Below are 19,187 nucleotides of genomic sequence, written 5' to 3'. Positions count from 1 at the left end.
TCAACCCTGCATCCCTACACTTTTGGGGTGTAACTAGCTGATAAAAAAAGAAAAAAACAAGTGTGTAGGGTCAAAAATCTCCCTACACCTCCCTACATCGCTACACTTTTGAAATTCAGCACGATCACCAGGGGGCAATCCGCCGTGAAAACGAAAATCGACATCGAAAAACTCGTGCAATGGGCCGTGCGTGAGGAATTGCCGAAGGGGCAGGCGGTTGCGGCGACGCCGTGGCAGGTGATCACGCAATACTGCGCCCTCGGCGTGCGCGTCGATGTCTCGGCGAGCGGCGGCGGCCTCGGCTTCCTCGCCGGTGATCCTCACCCCGACGCGCTGATCGTCGGCGCCGCGATCCGTGCTCTCGACACGTTCGCGCAATTCGAGGATCGCGTCGAGGTTATGCCGCTGTTCGGCGATCTCGTCGGCATCGCCGGCCATGCGCCCGAGGCGATCATGTCGGCATCGTTCGATCCGCGCTCGATCGTTATTAGTTCGGCGACGCAAGGCTCGCGCCCGAAATGGCGCTTTGACGATCCGGCGCCTCGGCAAGTGTTCGTCGAGGCGCTTAACGAGCGCGGCGAGTTGCGCGCTATGCCGCTTGTGCACGGCCTCGACGCCGAGGGTTATGAGATCGCGATCAAGAAAAATCGCGGCCGTGCTCGCATGCGCGACGGCGAGTGGAACGCATCTATGCGCCCGCGCTCGCCGATCGAGTGGCACGATCCTTCGCCGCTGTCGGTTGCTCACTCGCGCGCCGAATGGGTGGCGTGGCACGGCGCCTTGTCGGCGCTCGCGCTCGATCTCGCCGGTGCGCTGCGCCAGTATGAGCCGACGCCGCCGGCGTTGCCGCTGATGCCTTGGCTCGATCCGGCGCCGCTCGCGGCCCGCGTGATCTTCCGCGATGCGTTCGCCGCCTATGAAGCCAAGGGCTATCCGCTGTCGCCTCGGCGCCGGCCAGCCGGTAAGCCGATCGAGTCACCCATCGAGGCCGAGACGGTCGCGAGCTACAAAAAAGCGAGCCGGGAGAAAATGCGGAAACCCCGTGCGGCATAGGGTTTGCCGGCTTTCTTGATGGGGGTGGGTTGCCGGAACGCGCCGCTTGACATACACCCGGAGCGTTCCAAAAGGCGAACAAAGAAGCCCGCCCGCAAGGCGGGTTTGGCGTTTCTTGATCCTGATTGATTGAGCCTAGATCGCCAACAAGGGAAAACGGCAATGAAGTAACAAGCTTGCTTCCCGGTTTGTGTGAGACTACCCGGCGCGCGAGTGGCGCGGCCGGTTCGACGGGGCGCCGATAGTGGCGCAATGACTGAAAGCCAACGCCCGCTAAATGCGGGTGATTTTGCATCCTACTGATGACGCAACGCGATGCGCCATAGATCGCCGCCTTAACGCACAACAAACCGGATTAACGGTTTCCGACCGGCTCTTGTCGCGGACTATCTGTGCGGTGACATCGGCAAACTCGCAAAGACTGAAAGCCGGAAGGCAAGCGCGCTGCGGCGACGCGCTCTAAAATATCGCGCGCACTGTTTCGAACATCATCACGCGCACGGCGACGGGCCTCCAAGTCAGAAAGCCTTTGTGCGCAAGTGCCGCGTTCGCTCGCGTGATGATCCCCTTTGTGAGGTGTGACATGGGTTGCCGCTGCAATGAACGCAAACAAGCGATCGTGCGCGGCGTGTCCGCCGCCGTGCGTGGTGACGTCAAAACGCTCGCTGAATCGGCGGGCTTTGTGGCGCGCACGCTTTCGCAGGATGCGCGCTCGGGCGCGCTGCGCACGGCGGCGAGTAACCAACTCGCCTTGCTCCGATCCAACCTCACGAGGCCACGCTGATGGCGTTCGCAAAGCTTGAGATCGACGCGGCGAAGGTCGAGCACCTTGCCGCGCTGTTCAAACAAGCCGAGGCGCAAGCGCCGGCGGCGATCAAGCGCGCGGTGTTCCGCACCGGCACGATGGCGAAAACGCGCATGATCCGCGCGCTCGTCAAGCAAACCGGCCTTAAGCGCGCCGTGCTCGCCCGCGCCCTCGTCGGCAAGCCGGCCGGCGGGGGCTATCAAATCAAGTCGCGCGGCGGCAACGTGCACCTCAAGTATTTCGGTGCGCGTGAGACACGCAAGGGCGTCTCGGCGGCGCCGTGGAACAAGCGGCGCGTGTATGGCGGCACGTTTACCAGGGGCGGCAAATTCCCGCATCGTGTCGGCCTCAACCTCGGCGGCCAAGTCTACATGCGGGCAGGCAGGGACCGCACGCCGATCTCGTCGCAGCGCTCGGGCCTGTTCATCCCGAAAGAGATGATCAGCGGCGCGAGTGAGCATGAGTTCCTAGCCGCTGTCGCAACCATTCTTCCCGCGCGTTTGCAGCACGAGATTGCTGCGATCCTCGCCGGCCACGCCTGAGGCGATTATGACGAAACATAAGTTGGTCGAGGTGCTGTTCAATTGGAGCATGCGCGCTGCAATGCTCGGCGTTCTGTTGTCAGGTGCGACGGTAATCTCGCTTGCGGTGTGGCTTGCTGGCGGCTCGGCGACGGCTGTCATGCTGCCATCCCTCGGCGCACTCGTGCTCGGCGGCGTGGCCGGTGCGGTCCTCGTGCGGTAAATCGGCCGGGTCCTTCCGGGGCGCCGCCCCCCTACGGCCCAAGCGCGCCCCGAGATTTCGCCAGCGGCAAAAATCGAAACTTGGGTTGACACGGTTGACAGGTTGACATCATGCGAGTCGTTCTTTGCGTCGTCTGCGCGCTGTTTGTTTGGTGGGTGATCTTGCCAATCGGGTATGAAGCTGTAACGGGTCGTTGGGCGCCGCATTGGATGGATGCACCGTGGTCTCGCGATCGCTCGGCGCCGCAGCCTTGCTTCATTTGTGGAGGGGGATCGCCGCTATGAGCGACGACTCGCGCCTCGATCTCCACGCCGGCCTTTGGCTGTCGGTATCGGAAATTGCGCGCCAGCACGGCAAATCACGGCAAGCGATCGCGAAGCGGGTCGACTCGCTCGTCGAGGCCGGCAAGCTCGAAGCACGGCCGGGGCCGAACGGAACGAAACTCGTGAACCTCGCCGCGTTCGATCTCGCCGTCGGAGAAACCGGCGACGCGATCAAGGAAGGCGCCGCCGAGACGCGCGCCGAGGCCGAGACCGGCAACACGCCGACATCGCCGGCGCTTCGCGATCATCAGGCGCGCAATGCGCAGTATACCGCCGATCTCCGCTATCTCGAGCTTGAGGAACGGCTCGGCCGCCTCGTGCCGGCGGCCGAGGTGAAAGAGGCCGGGCAGAAGGCCGGCGAAAAGATCGTGAGCATTGTTGACGGCTTGCCGACGTTCGCCGAGGCGATCGCCGCCGCCGCCGTCAAGGATGGCGTGCAGGGCGTGCGCGGGCGCCTCAAAGAGATCGCCCGCGATCTCCGCGCGGCGATCGCCGATGCAATGGAAATGCTCGCGTCCGAGGCCGAGCCGTCAATGATCGAGCCGGACGAAAGCGAGCCGGCCTAACCAGCCGGTGCAACATGCTACGTTTCAAACACGCGGCCCTCGCGCTCTATGCGCGCGAGGTCGCGGCGCTTGCGCGCCCGCCGCGCAAGGTGCTGCCGGCCGAGTGGGCGGCGCAAAACCTGATCGTGCCCGACGGCCCGCGAGCCAACACGCTTTGGGACCCTACGCTTACGCCGTACGTCGTCGAGCCGTTGAACAATTCCGGCCCGGACTCGCCGGTCAACAAAGAGGCGATCAAAAAGAGCGCTCAAACCGGGTTCACGGTTATGGCGATCGCTGTCGTCGGCTCGTCGATCGATACCGATCCCGCCGGCGGTATCTTGCTTGTGCAGCCAACCGACGGCGCGCTCGCCGACTTCATCGCCGACAAACTCAATCCGGCGATCGAGCAATCGAAGGCGCTGAAAGCGCGGGTCAAGCCGCAAGTGTCGCGCTCGGGCGAAGGCTCGACGACGTATCTCAAGCGCTACCCCGGCGGATCGATGGCGCTCGCGATCGCCAACTCGACGGCGGATTTGCGCTCAAAGACCAAGCGAAAGATCATCAAAGACGAGGCGAGCGAATATCCGGCCGATCTCGACGGGCAGGGATCGCCGCACGCGATGATCGAGGCGCGTTACGAGTCGTTCCTCGCCACCGGCGACTGGAAAGAGATCAACATCTCGACGCCGACGGTGAAAGGCGCTTGCTACATCGACGAGCAATTCAACGCCGGCGATCAGCGCTATTGGCATGTGAAATGCCCGCAATGTGACGAAAAATTCGCGTTCCGATGGGGGCCGAATTTCAAATTCAACGAGCAATTCCCGTACGCGGCGCACTACATCGCGCCGTGTTGCGGCTATCCGGTGCAGGCGCACGAGAAAAACGATCTCGTGCGCAAGGGCGAGTGGATCGCGACGGCGCCGGCACCGGGCAAATTCCCGTCGTATCATATCGACGCGATGTCCTCGCCGTTCGTGCCATGGGACAAGATCGCCGAGCGATGGATCGCCGCGCAGTCCGATCCCGGAAAGCTGAAAGCGTTCTACAACCTGACGCTCGGCGAGGCGTACGAAATGAAGGGCGACGCGCCCGATCATGTTCGCCTCTTGGAGCGGCGCGAGGATTACGTGCGCGGGCGCATCCCGCCGCGCGGCCTGATGCTCACGGCCGCCGCCGACGTGCAGATGCGCGGCATCTATGTCGAGGTTGTTGCATGGGCGCCGAACCGCGAGTCGTGGGTGGTGTTCACCGACGTTCTGGAAGGCGACACCACCGACGCCAACGCGGGCGCGTTCCTGAAACTCGCCGAGATTTATGATCGCGAGTGGCCGGATGCGTTCGGCGGCAAGCGTCGCGTCGATGGCTTCGCCGTGGACTCGGGCTTTCGCTCGCATGTCGTCTATCATTGGTGCGCCTCGCGTCATCTCGCGTATGCGGTTGACGGCCGCGACGGTTGGCATTTGCCGGCGATCGGCACGCCGAGCGTCAAAGACATCGACTTGGACGGCCGCAAGCTTGGCTTTGCGAAGCTTTGGCCCGTCGGCACATGGTCGCTCAAGGGCCATTGGTACGAGGATTTGAGGCGCGAGGGCAAGGCGGCCGGGCACGAGGTTGATCCGCCGGGTTACTGCCATTTCGGCAAATGGCTCGACGAAATTTACTTCAAGCAGGTTACGGCCGAATACCTGGCTGACATCAAATCGCGCGGGCGGGTTTCGAAGGGTTGGCGCTTGCGCGGCAACCAAGACAACCATTTCCTCGACTGCAGGATCTACAACATGGCGATCGCCGATCACCTCGGCCTTTCGCGCATGACGGCAGACGAGTGGAAAATTCTAGCTCGCGATCGAGCGCCGGCGATCAAGCAAGGCGACTTGTTCGCCCCGCCGCCGCTCGCTGTTCAAGTTGCGTCGTCGAGTCCCGCGTCCGCAACACCGGCGCCCGTCGAGGCGCCGGCCGATCCGCCGCCGGCCGATCCGCCGGCGGCGATCGCGCCCGACGAGCCGCAAGGCTCGGGTTGGCTTGGCCGCGACACGAGCGGATGGCTCGGCGGCGGCTGGTGAAAATTGTTTCGTACGATACAAAAGGGAAATCCGGACCATGAAGCCCAAAGTGATCGTCGTCGGCGCCGACAAGGGCGGCGTCGGCAAAACCACCGTCTCGCGCGCCGTGATCGACTATCTCGATGCGCAGGGCATCGCCAACCGCGCTTTCGACACGCAAAACGACGCGATCGACGACACCGGAAAAGTCGTCGGCGTGCTCAAGCGCTTCTATCCCGAGCGCACCGAGATCGTCGATCTCGCCGACTTGAGCGATCAGATGCGCGTTTTCGACGCGCTCACGGCCGAAACCGTGACGGTGATCGACATCAAGGCGTCGATGTTGTCGCCGTCGCTCGATTTGCTCGCCAACATCGGTTTCCTCGATCAGGCGCGGTTCGACATCGACGTGTTGCATGTGCTCGGCAACAATCAGGCGTCGCTCTCGGAAGTGGTGCCGGTTGCTCGGCGCCTCGCCGGCGGCGCGCGGCACATTCTCGTCGGCAACCGCATCAGCGGCACGAAATTCGACTTCCCGCCCGACGCGATCGAAATTCCGATGCTGATCACCGGCGCCGCCGAGGCCGTCGATAAGTCGAACAAGCCATTTTCGCAGTTCGCCAAGACCGACAAGTCGGCGGTTTTGCGCGGCATGACGCGGACGTGGCTCGATCAGGTGTTCGCGCAATTCGCGGCGAAGAAAATCCCGTAATCGCGGGCAACCGCTTTGTGAGGTGTGGCGATGGCTTACACGCAAGACGACATCGACGCGCTCAAGGAAGCGATCGCAACCGGCGCCCGTCGCGTCAAGTTCGGCTCGGGCGCCGATAGTCGCGAGGTCGAATATCGATCACTCGACGACATGATGACGACGCTCGCTTTCATCGAGTCGCAGGTCAACCCGCAGAACGTGCCGCCGTCGCGTAGCGTCGGCGTGTATCACAGCGGACTCACGCACGGCCATTGGCCGTATGGCGAGTGGGATTGTCGGGGTTGGTTCTGATGGCTGGAAACTGGATTGATCGAGCCATCGGCTACATTTCGCCGGAGCGCGGTGCGCGTCGGGCGGCGGCGCGGGCGCAGATCGACGCTTTCGAAAGCGCCACGGCGCATTACGATGGCGCCTCGCGCTCGTTTCGCATGCGCCGGCATTACCCGGCGACGAGCGCCAACGCCGAGACGATGTTTTCTCTCGGCCGCTTGCGCGACATCTCGCGCGATTTGCGACGCAACAATGCGATCGCGGCGAACGCGATCGAGGTCATCGGTTCGCACGTCGTCGGCGCCGGCATCTTGCCGACCGTCGAGACGGAAAGCGCGCGGGTGAAAGCACGGCTGCAAGGGCTGATCCGCGATCACCTCGAAACGACGGCGATCGATGTCGAGGGCCGGCTCGACATTTACGGCTTGCAACGGCTGATCATGGACACCGTTGTTGAGTCCGGCGAGGCAATCGTCGTGCGGATCACGCCGACGAGCCGGCGCGGCCTGCCGCTGCCGTTTCAGGTCCGCGTGTATGAGCCGGACTACATCAATTCGCTGATCAACGGCCCGACGGGCGACGGCGGCTTCATTTTCGAGGGCATTGAGTTCGACAAGCAAGGCCGCCGGGTCGCCTATCATCTGTTCACCGAGCACCCCGGCGGCGGCGTCACATGGCAGTTGCCAAAGACGATCCGCGTTGCAGCCTCGGAAGTGCTGCACGTCTATCGGCTCGATCGGCCCGGCCAATCGCGCGGCGTGCCGTGGTGCGCGCCCGTCATCATGACGCTTTCGGATTTGCACGATTTCGAGGATGCGGAATTGGTGCGGCAGAAAATCGCCGCGTGCTTCGCCGTGTTCCTTGAGGGCGCGTCGCCGGATCAAAACCTTGCGCAGAAGAACGCGACGCAAATCACGCGCAACGGCACCTTGATCGAGCGGCTTGAGCCGGGTCTCATTCAAAAGCTGCCCTCGGGCGTCAAGGCGACGATGGCCTCGCCGCCGATCGCGCAAGGCTTTTCGGACTACATCAAGAGCAAGGGGCATCGCATCGCCGCCGGCTACGGCGTGCCGTATGAGTTGCTTTCGACGGACAATAGCGACGTGTCGTTCATCTCGGGACGGCTCGGCCTGATCCAGTTCAACAAGAATGTCGATCACTGGCGTTGGCACATGCTGATCCCGCACGGATGCGACGGCATCGGCCGTTGGTTCCTTGAGGCGGCCGGGATCGAGATCGGGCAGGACTTGAGCGGCAAGGTTCGGTTGCGTCATACGCCGCCGCGCCGCGAGATGATCGAGCCGGCGAAAGAGGTGCCGGCGATGCGCGATGCGATCCGCTCGGGCCTCTCCTCGCTGCAAGAGGAGTTGCGCGCGCTCGGGCACGATCCCGACGTGATCCTCGCCGAGATCGCCGAGGCCGGAAAGAAAATCGACAGACTCGGGATCGGTTTGGATTCCGACGGCCGCCGCCCGTACCCGTACAAGGCCGACTTGAGCGGCGTGCTTTCAGACGATGGGAAAAAGGAAGATGGCGGAAACGCAAAGCCTAGTAATTAGCGGGCAAATCTATCTCTACGGCGATGTTGGTGATCCGTGGGGATGGGGCGACGGCTTCACGGCCGAACAGGTCGCGAAAGCGCTCGTCGAGCTTGGCGGCGGCGACGCCACCGTGCGGATCAACTCGGGCGGCGGCATCGCCACCGAGGGCATGGCGATCTATTCGTTGCTCAAGGCGCACCCCGGCAAGATCACGGTTGCGATCGACGGCATCGCGGCCTCGGCCGCCTCGTTGATCGCGATGGCCGGCGACGAGATCGAGATGCGCACCGGCGCCATGATGATGATCCATGATCCGTCCGGCTACACGCGCGGCCCGGCCAAGGTGCACGAGGACGCGGCGGCGTTCCTGCACAAACTCGCTGACAACTACGCATCCGTGTATGCGATCCGCGCCGGCATGGATGCGAAAGAGGTTCGCAAGCTGATGCTTGCGACGACGTGGCTCACGGCCGGCGAGGCCGTCACGCAAGGATTTGCCACTAAGCAAATCGACGAGCCGGCTACCGCGATGGCCGCCTATGACTATCGCGTTTATGCGAGCGCACCCGAGGGCTTGCCCGTTCGGGTTCGCGACGAGTCCAACGCGGCGATCGCCGCAACCAAAAGGGAAAGCAAGACGATGACTCCTGAAGAAATCGCAGCCGCGAACGCTGCCGCCAACGCAACCGCCGCCGTCGTGGTGCCTGGCACCGCTGCCGCGCCGGCCGCGCCGGTTGCCGCCGCTGCGCCCGCTGCCGAGGCCGGCAAGTCTTGGGCCGCCGGCTTCTACGCCTCGGCCGGCAATTCCGGCCTCACGCTCGCCGATCTCAACACGATCGTCGCCGCCTCGGCCTCGCATGAGCAGGCAAAGGATGCGCTGATCGCCAAGCTGTCGGCCGAGCGCACCACGCCGAATCCGGCGGGCGGCCACGGCACCGTTTCGATGGGCCTCGACGCGACCGAGAAGTTCGTCACCGGCGCCACCGCCGGCATCCTCGCCAAGCTGGACATGGCCGGCGGCGAGCGCAATGAGTTCACCGGCCGTCGGCTGTTCGAACTGGCGCGTATGTCGCTCGATCTTCGCGGCGTTCGCCTCCGCACGAGCGACGAGCTGACGATGATCGGGACTGCCATGCAGTCCGTCGTCATGTCGGGCGCGCTCTCGACTTCGGATTTCGTCAACATCCTCGCCAACGTCGCGCACAAGTCGATGTTGAAGGGCTATGAGGAAGCCGAGGAGACGTTCCAGAAGTGGACCGGCACCGGCGTTCTGACTGACTTCAAGACCGCGACGCGCGTCGATCTCGGCGTGTTCCCGGTGCTCGATCAGGTCAACGAAGGCGCCGAGTACAAGTATGCCAAGCTGACCGATCGCGGCGTGACGCTGGCGCTCGCCACCTTCGGCAAGATGTTCTCGATCACGCGCCAGTCGATCAAGAATGACGATCTCAACGCGTTCTCGAAGGTGCCCATGAAGATGGGCCGCGCCGCCAAGCGCACCGTCGGCAATCTCGTGTATGGCGTGCTGACCGTCAATGCCAACATGGCCGACGGAAAGCCGCTGTTCCATACCGCGCACGGCAACCTCGCCACGGGCGCCGGTTCGGTCATGTCCGCGGACTCGCTCGACGCCGGCCGCGCCGCGATGGCGAAGCAGGTCGATCCCGACGCGAACGCCGTCGCGCTCAACATCCGCCCGTCGTTCCTGCTCACGCCGGTCGCGATGCAGGGCAAGGCGCATCAGTTCATGGCCTCGCAGTCCGAGCCGGGACAGAACAACGCCGCCGTCGCGAACCGCGTCGCCAACATGGCCGAGGTCATTTCCGACGCGCGTCTCGATGTCAACTCGGCAACCGCGTGGTATCTCGCCGGCTCGCCGTCGCAGTATGACACGATCGAGGTCGATTACCTCGACGGCGTGGCACAGCCGGTGCTTGAGCAGCGCGAGGGCTGGAACGTCGATGGCGTCGAGTTCAAGGTGCGCCACGATGCCGGCGTGAACCTCCTCGACTACCGCGCGCTCTACAAGTCGGCCGGCGCGTAATCGCGCCGCACTACCTGATGAGTTGAACGGCGATCGCTTACCGGCGATCTCCGTTTTCGTTTCAACCGTGCCAGCAACAGAAAGCAAGCAATGCAGAACTACTATCAGAAGGGCGCCAACCTCAACGTTCCGGCCCCGATCGCGAACATCGCAAGCGGGCAGTTCGTTCTCGTCGGCGCCTCGATCTTCGGGTGCGCCGTGCACAAGACTGTCAACGTCGGCGACGATCTCGAAATCGTGACGCGTGGCGTCTATGACGGCGTGCCGAAGGCGGCCGGCGCGGCCTGGGCGATCGGCGATATTCTCTATTGGGACAACACCGCCGGCAACTTCACCAAGACGGCCACCAACAACACCCGCGTCGGCTCGGCGCTGTCGGTGCAGGCGTCGGGCGATGTCGTCGGCCGCGTCAAGCTGGGCATCAGCACGATCTAACGGGAGTCCACGTCATGCCGTCGCCGTTTGCGCGTGCGATTGCCGCTGCGGCGGCGACGCATGATAGGGTCATGGGCGAACTGTTCACGTTCGCCCCGATGGCCTATCAAACCGATCGCAACGCGCCATTGATCCCGGACTCAAGCCGGGACGTGGTGCAGCATGTGCGTTGCGTGTTTGCCGAGCCGGCCGCTCGGGCCGCCGCCGGCCCGTTCCGGCAACCGGGCGTGCAGCCGGAGCGCGCGGCGCATTCCAGCGAGCGGCCCTATGTGTCGCTCGATCTCGCCTTGCTGCCATGGCGCCCGCGCATCGGCGATCAGGCAGTGCAAGAGGACACCGGGCGCCGCTTCAAGGTGCATGAGGTGTTGCCCTCGACGCCGGGCTTTGTCCGCGTCTCGCTCAACGGGGTTTAGCGATGCTCGCGCGTACGTTCATGCGGCTTTGCGCGCTTGAAGCGCTGCGGCCCTCCTCATTGCTCGCGACAAACGGCCCTTGGCCGACGATCGCCGAGCAATATGTTTCAGACTCGCGCATCGATCCGATCGATGATCTCGCCGGCGACGAGGCTAAGCGGCCGTTGATCGGCGTCTATACGGAAGCGACGAGCCTAACTAAGATCGCGCAAGCCGGCCCGCTGTTTCACAAGGGCGAGGTCGATCTCGTGTTCGAAATCTCGGTTGTGAGCAAGTTCGCCGTCGATGGCGGGCAACCGATCATCGACTTTTGCGAGACGGACGGCGAAACCGAGGCCGCGCTCGACGCGCTTGAGGATGAAATCTATCAGGTGCTCCACTTCGCGCCGAGCGGCGCGTTGTTTCAGAACATGGCGAAGGGCATCGCCGAGAGTTGGGAGTCGAACGCGCATCGATCCGGCGAGGAGGAAATCCGGCTCGCCCGCCGCACGATCCGCGCGCGCTACCGCATGAAAGAAAGCTATCTCGATCCGGCGCCGACAACCGCGCCCGTCGATCTCGCCCGCCTTCCGGCGGCGTTGCAGCCGATTGCGAGCGCGCTCAACGGCTCGACGTATCTCACGGCGCTCGTGCTCGGCGCCGCCCGCGCGGCGTACGTCATGCCGACGCGCGTCAACCTCAACACCGTCGGCATCGGCATGAAGCCGCAACCCGTCACCAATAACCCGGCGTCGGTGCAAGGGGTCGCCGGCAACCTGCAAGGAACGTAAATGGAAAACGTCTATTTGAAGCCCGCGCCGGCTGACGGCGGCGGGGTTGTGCTCGTGCGCGATCCGGCGTCGCTCAAGCCGCTCGACGCGGCCGGCGAGTGGAAGCCCGGCAATCAGTATTGGACGCGGCGCATTCGCGACAAAGATGTTGTCGTGTCATCGCCGCCCGCCGCGACTGCAGTCGCGAGCGCGCCCGCCGCACCGGCGCCGGCGCCGGCCGAGCCGATCGCGGCATCCGAGCCGGCCGCGTTCACAAATTGCGTGACGTGTCCCGAGCCGTCCGTGTGTCGCGTCCGCGCGACGTGCTTGCACCCGCACGCGCCGAACTAGGCGCCTCGCTTCCCCTCTCAAATCGTCAACCTGAAAAACGCCGGCGTCACGCGCCGCGCGATCGAGGAGTCACGTCAACATGGTGTTGTTCAACAACATTCCCGGCAACGAGTTGGTGCCGTTCTTCTATGCCGAGATCAATTCCGGCGGAACGCCGTATCAGGCAAGCCCGCGCGTGCTGATGATCGGCCAGAAGCTTGCGGCCGGCACTGCAACCGCTGGCGTCGTCTATGGCCCGATCCAGAATGAGCGCGAGGCCGACGCAGTGTTCGGCGTCGGTTCGCAGCTTTCCGCGATGTACCGCATCGCCCGCAAGAATGCACCGTTTCAGCCGATTTGGGCGCTGCCGCTCGCCGATCCCGCCGGCGCCGCCGCCGCCGGCTCGGCCACGTTCACGGCGCCCGGCGTCACCGGCGCCGCGATCCTCAACATGCTCGGCCGCCGCGTGGTGTTTCAGGTCAACGCGGCCGACACAGGCGCCAATGTCGCGACCAACGCGGCGACTGCGATCAACGCGATGGGCCTGCCCTACACGGCGGCCGTCGATGGCACCACGCCGGCCAAGGTGAACGTCACGGCCAATCACAAGGGCGCGGTGTTCAACGGGCAGGAATTCGCCGTTGCCACCGACGAGTCGAACGTGCTGTCGGCGAGCAACACGACGATCGTCGGATTGACCGGCGGCTCGGGCGTGCCCGATCTCGCCGGCCCGCTCGCGTCGCTCGGCGATCAGGAATACGATTTCCTCGGCGGCGCCTATTCGGACGCGACTTCGCTCAATGCGGTTCGCGACTTCCTGAATGACAGTTCCGGCCGTTGGTCGCCCATTCAGCAGTTGTACGGGCACTATTTCACGGCGCAGTTCGGCACGCTGTCGTCGCTCGTGACGTTCGGCAACACCCGCAACGATCAGCATGTGACCGTGATCGGTTCGCAGCGTTCGCCAACTCCCGAGTGGGAGTGGGCCGCCGCCGCCGCCGCGCTCGCGAGCGCGCATCTCGGCGACGCGCCGGAAGTGTCGCGCCCGCTGCAAACGCTCGTGCTGCAAGGCGTGCTGCCGCCGCGCGACAATTCGGTGTGGTGGGACGTGAGCGACCGTCAGGCGCTTTACGCGGACGGCATCGCCGGTTGCAAGGTGCGCACCGACGGCCTCGTTGCTGTTGATCGCTTCGTGACCACGTATCAGACGACGGCGGCCGGCGTCGCCGACGGCACGTTCCGCGATGTCGAGACGATGTTTCAGTTGATGTTCATCTCTCGCTACTTCCGCACGGCGGTTTCGAACGTGCATTCGCGGCAGGCGCTTGCGGATGACAACCCGTTCAATCTGCCGCAGATCGCGACGCCGAAGTCGATCCGCAACACGCTGATCCACGCTTACAACGATCTCATTGCGCTCGGCGTGTGTGAGAACGCGAGCGTGTTCGCGCAATATGTCGTCGTCGAGCGTGATCCGAACGATGCGAACCGGGTCAACGCCTATCTGCCGGTGGATGTCGTCAATCAGTTGCGCGTGTTCGCGGCGAACATCACGGCTTATTTGCAGTATCAGACTGCATCGGGCGTGGCCGCCGTCTAAGCGGAACGCTCCTCGTCTCATTGGCGCCCGGTCATTGGCCGGGCGCTTTCGTCATCATTTTGGAGTTGAAAACTCATGGCATCCGATTCCGGCGACAACAGCTTCGGCGGGCGCATCTCGATCTCGATCGGCGGCACGCGATACGCGCCGAGCGACGCCGACATTACCATCGATCCGACGAATATCTCGGTCGATGCAAAGGCCAATCAGGACGGTTCGGCCTGCTACATGGCAAAGCCGAAACTGTTCGCGGCCGAGATCAAGTTCCGGGACAATTCCGGCATCTCGTGGAACGATCAGTTGCGCGCGCTGTCGATCGACGCGACGATCAGCGAGGACGACAACAACCGCACCCACATTTTCACCTCGGCGCGCTTCACCGGCGAACCGAAAGTCAACCTTTCCACCGGCGAGGTTGACGGCATGAAAATCGAGGGTTCGCAGTATCAGAAGCTTAAGGGCTAACCTGATGTGACGCCGGCGGGCGCGATCCCGCCGGCGCTGTTCGGTTCGATCATTTCAAGGGGCGACGCATGGCGCGCGAGACGAAAACCATTCAACTGAAAAAGCCTTTCGAGGGCGCAAAGGGCGTGATCTCGGCGGTTGTTGTGCAGGAGCCGACGGCCGGCGACTTCTTCGCCCTCGGCGCGCCGCAAACGTGGGTGCGCACCTCGGGCGGCATGGCGCTCGTCGATAACGACGCAGCGATCCGCGCCTATGCCGAGCGGCTGATCGTCGAGCCCGATCCGGTGCTCGCGATGAACAATATGTCGGTGCGGGACGCGATCGCGGTCAAGGATGCGATCGTCGGTTTTTTCTCCGAGCCGGCCTAGCCGGCAAGGAAATTCGGGATAGCGAGTTCAAGGGCGATCCCGACAAGCTATTCGAGATCGCGGCCGAGCGCTCGCCGCTCGCGATGGTGTGGGATTTAGTCGTGCTCGTCGATCGCATGGTTGATGCCGACGCGGCCGATCGCGCCGGCTTGTCCGAGTTGGTGCGTTGGGCCGGGCGCGCGATGGCGTTGCGGAAGCGACGCGGGGGGTAGGGTATGAGCAGCACAATCCTAGAAGCGCTTGCCGTCATCAAAGGCAAAGACGAGACCGGCGGCGCCTTCGATGCGGTTGCGCAAAAGATCGGCCGCATTGCTCGCGCGGCCAACTCGCTCAATCGCGACGTGCAGAAGCAAATGAATGTCGCCGCGACGGCCGAGCGCCAGATCGGACGGCTTGAGCGCACGTCGCGGGCGATTGGCACCGGCGCCAAGATGGCCGCCGGCGGCCTCGCCGCCTATGAGGCATCGCGCGCCGCTACCGCGATCGCTGAGCGCACGGCGCGCGTCGCGGTCGATCGTGCGCACGAGGAAACGCGCATGCGCGCGGCGGGCATGACGGAACACGAATTGGCCGAGGCAAACGATCTCGCCGCCGACATCTCCAAGAAATATCCGGCGCTTTCTCAAACTAGCATGTTGCACATGGCGCGCAACGTGCGCTCGATCGTCGGCACCTATGAGGAGGCGACAAAGGTTCTCGATCCGCTCGCCCAATTGAAGGTTGTGGCGATGGGTGCGCACCCCGAGAAGGCCGAGGAGCTTGAAGAAGATTTCGACAAGCTTGCGAAGGGTATGGAAATCAAGGGCGTCACGCAACACGAGGCGCAGTTCAAGCATTACATGGACGGCATGGCGAAGGCGATCAACGTCTTTGGCGACACGCTTCGGCCAACTGATTACTATGAAATGTTCCAGTACGGGCGCGCCGCGACCAACGCGTTGAGCGATGATTTCATGCTTGCCACGGCGCCGACGATTGCCCAAGAGTTCAAGGGCGGCGGCGCCGGCAAGGCGATGTCGGGCTTTCATAGCCAATTCGTCGGCGGCATCATGAAGCACTATGCCGTCAAGCAACTCGCCGATCTTGGCATGATCGACATGAGCAAGGTCGAATTCAACAAGGTTGGCGACGTGAAGCGCGTCAAGCCGAATTTCATGAAGGTCGGCGCCGAGTTTTTGCGGCCTGGGCATGAGGACCCGTATCACTGGACGCAGGCAGCGGTTGAATATCTGCACGGCAAGGGCAAGACCGACGAGCAAATTCAGCAACTGTTTACCTCGATCTCGTCGCGCGAACAGGTGGCGCAGTTGCTCAATACGTTCTTCCTGCAAAAGGCGCGTGTTGAAAAGGATTGGGGATTGATCGGAGGCGCGAAGGGCCTCGACGCGGCGCAACTATTCCTGCACAACGATCCGAAAGTCGCGCAAAAGGCCATTGGCGCGCAAATCGACAACTATCTCGGCAACACGGCGGCGCCGTTCATGCCGGCCGCAACGGGCGGTATGAATTGGCTCGCGAGCGGCTTTAGTTATATGTCGGAGCGCGCCAAGAAAGACCCGAAGCGCTCGGCCGCCGAGCTGGGGTTCTTCGGCGCCATGGCCGCCGCGCTCGGCATCGATATGTCATCGACGGGCTTGAGCAATGCCGGGAGCCTGTTCCGGGGCGAAGGCTTGAGCGGCTTCAAGCTTGGCATGTCCAAGGCAACCGCGATGCTAGCGCCGATCCTCGACATCGCGACGCGGCCCGACGTTCTCGACGCTCGGGGCCGGCGCGGTTATCGGTACGATGACGCCAAGTTCGCCCGCTTGCAGACGCTCGACGACGCCGACAATGCCGCCGGCATCTATGGCGACAAGGATTTCGAGGCCGAGGCGCATGCACGATACGCCAAGGAACGCGCGGCGATCGAGGCCGAGTTGAGCGAAAAGGGTTACGGCCCGGCCGGCGTGCCGGGGCGAGGCATGCCGGCGTCGAGTTTCGACGTGCAGGACATCCAACGCGCGGTTGGGATCGGCGGCACGGCCGAGCCGGTTAAGGCCGTCGTCGAGGGCAACGCCACGCTCGACGCGACGGTGACGGTTAAGCCGAGTTCCGAGTTTTGGGCAACCGTCGAGCAAAAGATCAGCAACGCGATCAACGCGTTTCGATCGAGCAACACGCCGGCCTCGGGCACCTCGGGATCAACCGGCCGGTCTATGCCGGAAGCGGGGGCCGCGCCCTAGCGCCAGAAGGCCACTAGGATCAACACGCGAGGCCGGCCATGCGATGAAATCGCTCGGCCGACACAACCCCGCTCAACACGTCAACGGCGCCCCGGTTTGGGCGCCGTTTTGTTTCGTACGATACAAAAACAGGGGTTCCGACCATGGCATCAGCGCAAGGGCGCGACTGGCTCAAAACGCTTTGGCCGGCATCGTTCAAGGGCGTTCCGTTCTGGTTTGAGCAGGACAAGGAACAGGGCGGGCGCGGCCTCGTCGTGCATACCTTCCCGAATCGCGACGATCCGTTCGTCGAGGATTTGGGCGAGGAGCCGCGCTATTACAGCGGCTCGGCCTATGTGCACGGCGACAACGCCGACGCGCTCGCCGAGACGCTGAAATCCGCGCTCGCGACGCGCGGCGCCGGCGTGCTCGTGGTGCCATATTTCGGCCCGGTGACGGTGTTGTGCCAGACCTTCGAACGCGCGACGCAGCGCGATCAAATGGGCTATGTCGCCTTCGAACTGAAATTCGTTCGGCAGGGCGCGGCGTCGGGCTTGATCTCGATCCCGCTGCTTTCGAACGTCGCATACCTGGCTGCCGAGAACGCGGCGGCCTCGATCGCGCAAACCTTGCCGACGGCGATCTCGACGGCCGGCCAGCCGGCGGCGGCCGTCGCGGCCGTCACCGACACGCTATCGCAGGCGGCAACTGCGCTCGATCTCGTGCGCCAGTCTTACCCAATCGATCCGGCCGTGTCGGCCACGGTGCGCGACGCGATCGCGCCGCTCGTCGCAAGCTTCGCGACATCGATCACCAACGAGGCGGCGCCGGGCGCCGATGCCTCGGCGGCCGTGTCGTCGCTCGTCGGCCTCGTGCGCACAACTATGGATGCGATGCCGGCGGCCTCGGCGACGCGGGCCGCGTTGGAATTGGCGGCCTCGTTTCCAGACACGAGCGGATCGCCAACGGTGCTTGGCGCGGTGACTGCGATCGCGCCCGCCTATCTCACGCCGACGCAGCGCTTGAGCGCGGCCAATGCCGCCGCCGCCGCGCGTGCGGTGCGGCTCGCGGCGCTGATCGCGTACGCCGAGTCGATCTTGCGGACGACATTCGTCTCGCGGCCAGATGGCGTGACGGCGCGTGGCGAGATCGCCGAGCGTTTCGAGAATGAGTTGTTGCAAACCAACGGGGCCGCAAATGTCTCGCTGTTCCTCGCGATCGAGGATTTGCGCGACAAGGTGATCGACTGGCTCACGCAAACGATCACCAACCTCGCGCCGGTGATCACGGTCGAAAGCAATCGGCAACGGCCCTCGTTGGCGCTCGCTTGGCTTTTGTACGCCGATCCGACGCGGGCCGACGAGTTGGTTGCCCGCAATCGTGTACGCAATCCGTTTTTCATGCCGCGCGAGATCACGGCGTTGTCGAGGTGAACCATGCTGAGCATTGCAGAGGCGTTCGCCTTTGGCCTCGGCCATGGCGGGCAAACGCCGATCGTCACGGTAAAGGCGAACGGCTCGCTTTGGACGGCATGGCGCCGCGTCATGGTGCGGGCTTCGTTTCAATCGGCGGCGCGCTCGTTCCAGATCGAGGCGGCGGCCGAGCCGGGCGGGGCCGCGACGGCCTGGACGTTCAAGGCCGGCACGCAAATCGACATCATGTTCGATGGCGATCTCGTGTGTCGCGGCTATGTCGATCGCTATCAGCCGAAACTCGGCGCGCACAACAAGGCAACGATCACGATCTCGGGGCGATCGAAGTCGCAAGATTTCATCGACTCAAGCGCGGTGCATGACACCAACCAATTCAAAAACAAGACGCCGGCCGAGATCGGCGCCGAGATCGACAAATTCGGCGTCGGCGTTTCAACCGACGAGCAATTGCAGAAAGTGCCGGTGTACCGCATCACGCCGGGCGAAACGGCGTTCCGGTGCGTCGAGAAGCTTTGCCGCGAGCAAGGCGTGTTCGTCGTCGGCCAAGCCGACGGCTCGATCCTGATCACCAAAGGCGGCAAGAAGCGGCACGCCGGCGGCCTGATCGAGGGGCAGAACATCAAAGAGATCGAGGGGGATCACAATTGGAGCGGCCGACATTCCGACGTGATCGTGCGCGGCCAAAAGCCTTACGGGCACGGCGACGACGCCTTGCAAGTCGAGGGCATTGCCCGCGACGCCGAGGTTGGCCGCTATCGCCCGGTGATCGTGTTTCACGACGGCGACACCGACAAGGATCGTGCGAAGAAGCGCGCCAAGACCCGCCGCGATCGCGAGGCCGGCAACGCACTGAAAGCCTATGTGACGGTGCAAGGCTTTTTCGACGAGGGCGGGACGCTTTGGGAGCCGGGTGCGCTCGTGCTCGTCGATAGCACGTTTGCGGACGTGCATCAGGACATGGCGATTGAGACGGCCGAGTGGTCGCAGGATCGCGAGGACGGATCGCTAACCGTGCTGTCGCTCGTCGATCCGCGCGCGCTCGGCGGCAAGGGCGCGAAGGGCGGGAGCGCCGGCGCCGCATGGAACACCGACGCGGGAGACGATTAGC

Annotated in this window: 21 protein-coding genes; 20 read left to right on the top strand and 1 reads right to left on the bottom strand. The window is 64.0% G+C overall.

Annotated elements, in window-relative coordinates; translation table 11 throughout:
* Window positions 1-33 precede the first annotated feature (33 nt).
* Window positions 34-438, bottom strand: coding sequence for a hypothetical protein (locus BBTA_RS40360; protein ID WP_148221536.1), 405 nt, complete (start codon window positions 436-438; stop codon window positions 34-36).
* Here BBTA_RS40360 and BBTA_RS30975 point away from each other — a divergent pair.
* The 20 genes from BBTA_RS30975 (at window position 400) to BBTA_RS30880 (ending at window position 19,186) form a co-directional block, all read left to right on the top strand.
* Window positions 400-1,053 (top strand): hypothetical protein, encoded by a 654-nt coding sequence (locus tag BBTA_RS30975; protein WP_148221535.1) that lies wholly within the window; start codon window positions 400-402, stop codon window positions 1,051-1,053. The two genes, BBTA_RS40360 and BBTA_RS30975, sit on opposite strands and share 39 nt — an antisense overlap.
* 583 nt (window positions 1,054-1,636) lie before the next feature.
* A complete protein-coding gene (locus BBTA_RS30970; protein ID WP_041750989.1) occupies window positions 1,637-1,837 on the top strand; it encodes a hypothetical protein in 201 nt (66 codons plus the stop codon).
* Window positions 1,837-2,400 carry a hypothetical protein gene (locus BBTA_RS30965; RefSeq protein ID WP_012046446.1) on the top strand — a complete coding sequence of 188 codons (564 nt, stop codon included), beginning with the start codon at window positions 1,837-1,839 and terminating at the stop codon, window positions 2,398-2,400. The genes BBTA_RS30970 and BBTA_RS30965 overlap by 1 nt, the downstream gene beginning before the upstream one ends.
* A 7-nt stretch (window positions 2,401-2,407) precedes the next feature.
* Window positions 2,408-2,602, top strand: a complete 195-nt coding sequence (locus BBTA_RS30960; protein WP_012046445.1) for a hypothetical protein — start codon at window positions 2,408-2,410, stop codon at window positions 2,600-2,602.
* A 280-nt stretch (window positions 2,603-2,882) separates the two neighbouring features.
* The gene (locus BBTA_RS30955) at window positions 2,883-3,491 is read left to right on the top strand and encodes a hypothetical protein (protein WP_012046444.1); all 609 of its coding nucleotides are present in this window, start codon (window positions 2,883-2,885) and stop codon (window positions 3,489-3,491) included.
* 14 nt (window positions 3,492-3,505) lie between these two features.
* Window positions 3,506-5,539 carry a phage terminase large subunit family protein gene (locus BBTA_RS30950; RefSeq protein ID WP_012046443.1) on the top strand — a complete coding sequence of 678 codons (2,034 nt, stop codon included), beginning with the start codon at window positions 3,506-3,508 and terminating at the stop codon, window positions 5,537-5,539.
* A 37-nt stretch (window positions 5,540-5,576) separates the two neighbouring features.
* Window positions 5,577-6,230, top strand: a complete 654-nt coding sequence (locus BBTA_RS30945) for a hypothetical protein (protein WP_012046442.1) — start codon at window positions 5,577-5,579, stop codon at window positions 6,228-6,230.
* Between the two features lie 30 nt (window positions 6,231-6,260).
* Entirely contained in the window at window positions 6,261-6,521 is a 261-nt protein-coding gene (locus BBTA_RS30940; protein WP_012046441.1) for a phage head-tail joining protein, read from the top strand.
* A gap of 206 nt (window positions 6,522-6,727) precedes the next feature.
* Window positions 6,728-8,059, top strand: a complete 1,332-nt coding sequence (locus BBTA_RS30935) for a phage portal protein (protein ID WP_244424495.1) — start codon at window positions 6,728-6,730, stop codon at window positions 8,057-8,059.
* On the top strand, window positions 8,031-10,085 hold the full coding sequence (locus tag BBTA_RS30930; RefSeq protein ID WP_012046439.1) for a ClpP-like prohead protease/major capsid protein fusion protein: 2,055 nt from the start codon (window positions 8,031-8,033) through the stop codon (window positions 10,083-10,085). Before BBTA_RS30935 ends, BBTA_RS30930 begins: the two co-directional genes overlap by 29 nt.
* Window positions 10,086-10,175: 90 nt before the next feature.
* Window positions 10,176-10,520, top strand: coding sequence for a DUF2190 family protein (locus BBTA_RS30925; protein WP_012046438.1), 345 nt, complete (start codon window positions 10,176-10,178; stop codon window positions 10,518-10,520).
* Between the two features lie 71 nt (window positions 10,521-10,591).
* Window positions 10,592-10,933 (top strand): hypothetical protein, encoded by a 342-nt coding sequence (locus BBTA_RS30920; protein WP_148221534.1) that lies wholly within the window; start codon window positions 10,592-10,594, stop codon window positions 10,931-10,933.
* 248 nt (window positions 10,934-11,181) lie between these two features.
* Window positions 11,182-11,703 (top strand): hypothetical protein, encoded by a 522-nt coding sequence (locus BBTA_RS30915; protein WP_148221533.1) that lies wholly within the window; start codon window positions 11,182-11,184, stop codon window positions 11,701-11,703.
* Complete coding sequence (locus tag BBTA_RS30910; RefSeq protein ID WP_012046435.1) at window positions 11,704-12,033, top strand: DUF2635 domain-containing protein; 330 nt, start codon at window positions 11,704-11,706, stop codon at window positions 12,031-12,033.
* 79 nt (window positions 12,034-12,112) lie between these two features.
* Complete coding sequence (locus BBTA_RS30905; protein ID WP_012046434.1) at window positions 12,113-13,612, top strand: phage tail sheath subtilisin-like domain-containing protein; 1,500 nt, start codon at window positions 12,113-12,115, stop codon at window positions 13,610-13,612.
* Window positions 13,613-13,687: 75 nt separating this feature from the next.
* Entirely contained in the window at window positions 13,688-14,077 is a 390-nt protein-coding gene (locus BBTA_RS30900; protein ID WP_012046433.1) for a phage tail tube protein, read from the top strand.
* A gap of 68 nt (window positions 14,078-14,145) precedes the next feature.
* Window positions 14,146-14,445 (top strand): hypothetical protein, encoded by a 300-nt coding sequence (locus tag BBTA_RS30895; RefSeq protein WP_012046432.1) that lies wholly within the window; start codon window positions 14,146-14,148, stop codon window positions 14,443-14,445.
* A 215-nt stretch (window positions 14,446-14,660) separates the two neighbouring features.
* Window positions 14,661-16,667, top strand: a complete 2,007-nt coding sequence (locus BBTA_RS30890; protein WP_012046431.1) for a hypothetical protein — start codon at window positions 14,661-14,663, stop codon at window positions 16,665-16,667.
* Window positions 16,668-16,810: 143 nt separating this feature from the next.
* Window positions 16,811-18,079 (top strand): DNA circularization N-terminal domain-containing protein, encoded by a 1,269-nt coding sequence (locus BBTA_RS30885; protein WP_012046430.1) that lies wholly within the window; start codon window positions 16,811-16,813, stop codon window positions 18,077-18,079.
* A 3-nt stretch (window positions 18,080-18,082) separates the two neighbouring features.
* Complete coding sequence (locus tag BBTA_RS30880) at window positions 18,083-19,186, top strand: phage baseplate assembly protein (RefSeq protein ID WP_012046429.1); 1,104 nt, start codon at window positions 18,083-18,085, stop codon at window positions 19,184-19,186.
* Window position 19,187: the final 1 nt, after the last annotated feature.

This window comes from Bradyrhizobium sp. BTAi1 (genome assembly GCF_000015165.1).
Classification (GTDB): domain Bacteria; phylum Pseudomonadota; class Alphaproteobacteria; order Rhizobiales; family Xanthobacteraceae; genus Bradyrhizobium; species Bradyrhizobium denitrificans.
The sequence above is the reverse complement of the archived record's forward strand: the minus strand, read 5'-3'. Positions and strand labels throughout refer to the sequence as shown.

Excerpts from the sequence above, each read along its gene's own strand:
- BBTA_RS30975 (WP_148221535.1), top strand. The coding sequence starts at position 400 with ATGCCGCTGTTCGGCGATCTCGTCGGCATCGCCGGCCATGCGCCCGAG.
- BBTA_RS40360 (WP_148221536.1), bottom strand. The coding sequence starts at position 438 with ATGGCCGGCGATGCCGACGAGATCGCCGAACAGCGGCATAACCTCGAC.
- BBTA_RS30970 (WP_041750989.1), top strand. The coding sequence starts at position 1,637 with ATGGGTTGCCGCTGCAATGAACGCAAACAAGCGATCGTGCGCGGCGTG.
- BBTA_RS30965 (WP_012046446.1), top strand. The coding sequence starts at position 1,837 with ATGGCGTTCGCAAAGCTTGAGATCGACGCGGCGAAGGTCGAGCACCTT.
- BBTA_RS30960 (WP_012046445.1), top strand. The coding sequence starts at position 2,408 with ATGACGAAACATAAGTTGGTCGAGGTGCTGTTCAATTGGAGCATGCGC.
- BBTA_RS30955 (WP_012046444.1), top strand. The coding sequence starts at position 2,883 with ATGAGCGACGACTCGCGCCTCGATCTCCACGCCGGCCTTTGGCTGTCG.
- BBTA_RS30950 (WP_012046443.1), top strand. The coding sequence starts at position 3,506 with ATGCTACGTTTCAAACACGCGGCCCTCGCGCTCTATGCGCGCGAGGTC.
- BBTA_RS30945 (WP_012046442.1), top strand. The coding sequence starts at position 5,577 with ATGAAGCCCAAAGTGATCGTCGTCGGCGCCGACAAGGGCGGCGTCGGC.
- BBTA_RS30940 (WP_012046441.1), top strand. The coding sequence starts at position 6,261 with ATGGCTTACACGCAAGACGACATCGACGCGCTCAAGGAAGCGATCGCA.
- BBTA_RS30930 (WP_012046439.1), top strand. The coding sequence starts at position 8,031 with ATGGCGGAAACGCAAAGCCTAGTAATTAGCGGGCAAATCTATCTCTAC.
- BBTA_RS30925 (WP_012046438.1), top strand. The coding sequence starts at position 10,176 with ATGCAGAACTACTATCAGAAGGGCGCCAACCTCAACGTTCCGGCCCCG.
- BBTA_RS30920 (WP_148221534.1), top strand. The coding sequence starts at position 10,592 with ATGGGCGAACTGTTCACGTTCGCCCCGATGGCCTATCAAACCGATCGC.
- BBTA_RS30910 (WP_012046435.1), top strand. The coding sequence starts at position 11,704 with ATGGAAAACGTCTATTTGAAGCCCGCGCCGGCTGACGGCGGCGGGGTT.
- BBTA_RS30905 (WP_012046434.1), top strand. The coding sequence starts at position 12,113 with ATGGTGTTGTTCAACAACATTCCCGGCAACGAGTTGGTGCCGTTCTTC.
- BBTA_RS30900 (WP_012046433.1), top strand. The coding sequence starts at position 13,688 with ATGGCATCCGATTCCGGCGACAACAGCTTCGGCGGGCGCATCTCGATC.
- BBTA_RS30895 (WP_012046432.1), top strand. The coding sequence starts at position 14,146 with ATGGCGCGCGAGACGAAAACCATTCAACTGAAAAAGCCTTTCGAGGGC.
- BBTA_RS30890 (WP_012046431.1), top strand. The coding sequence starts at position 14,661 with ATGAGCAGCACAATCCTAGAAGCGCTTGCCGTCATCAAAGGCAAAGAC.
- BBTA_RS30885 (WP_012046430.1), top strand. The coding sequence starts at position 16,811 with ATGGCATCAGCGCAAGGGCGCGACTGGCTCAAAACGCTTTGGCCGGCA.
- BBTA_RS30880 (WP_012046429.1), top strand. The coding sequence starts at position 18,083 with ATGCTGAGCATTGCAGAGGCGTTCGCCTTTGGCCTCGGCCATGGCGGG.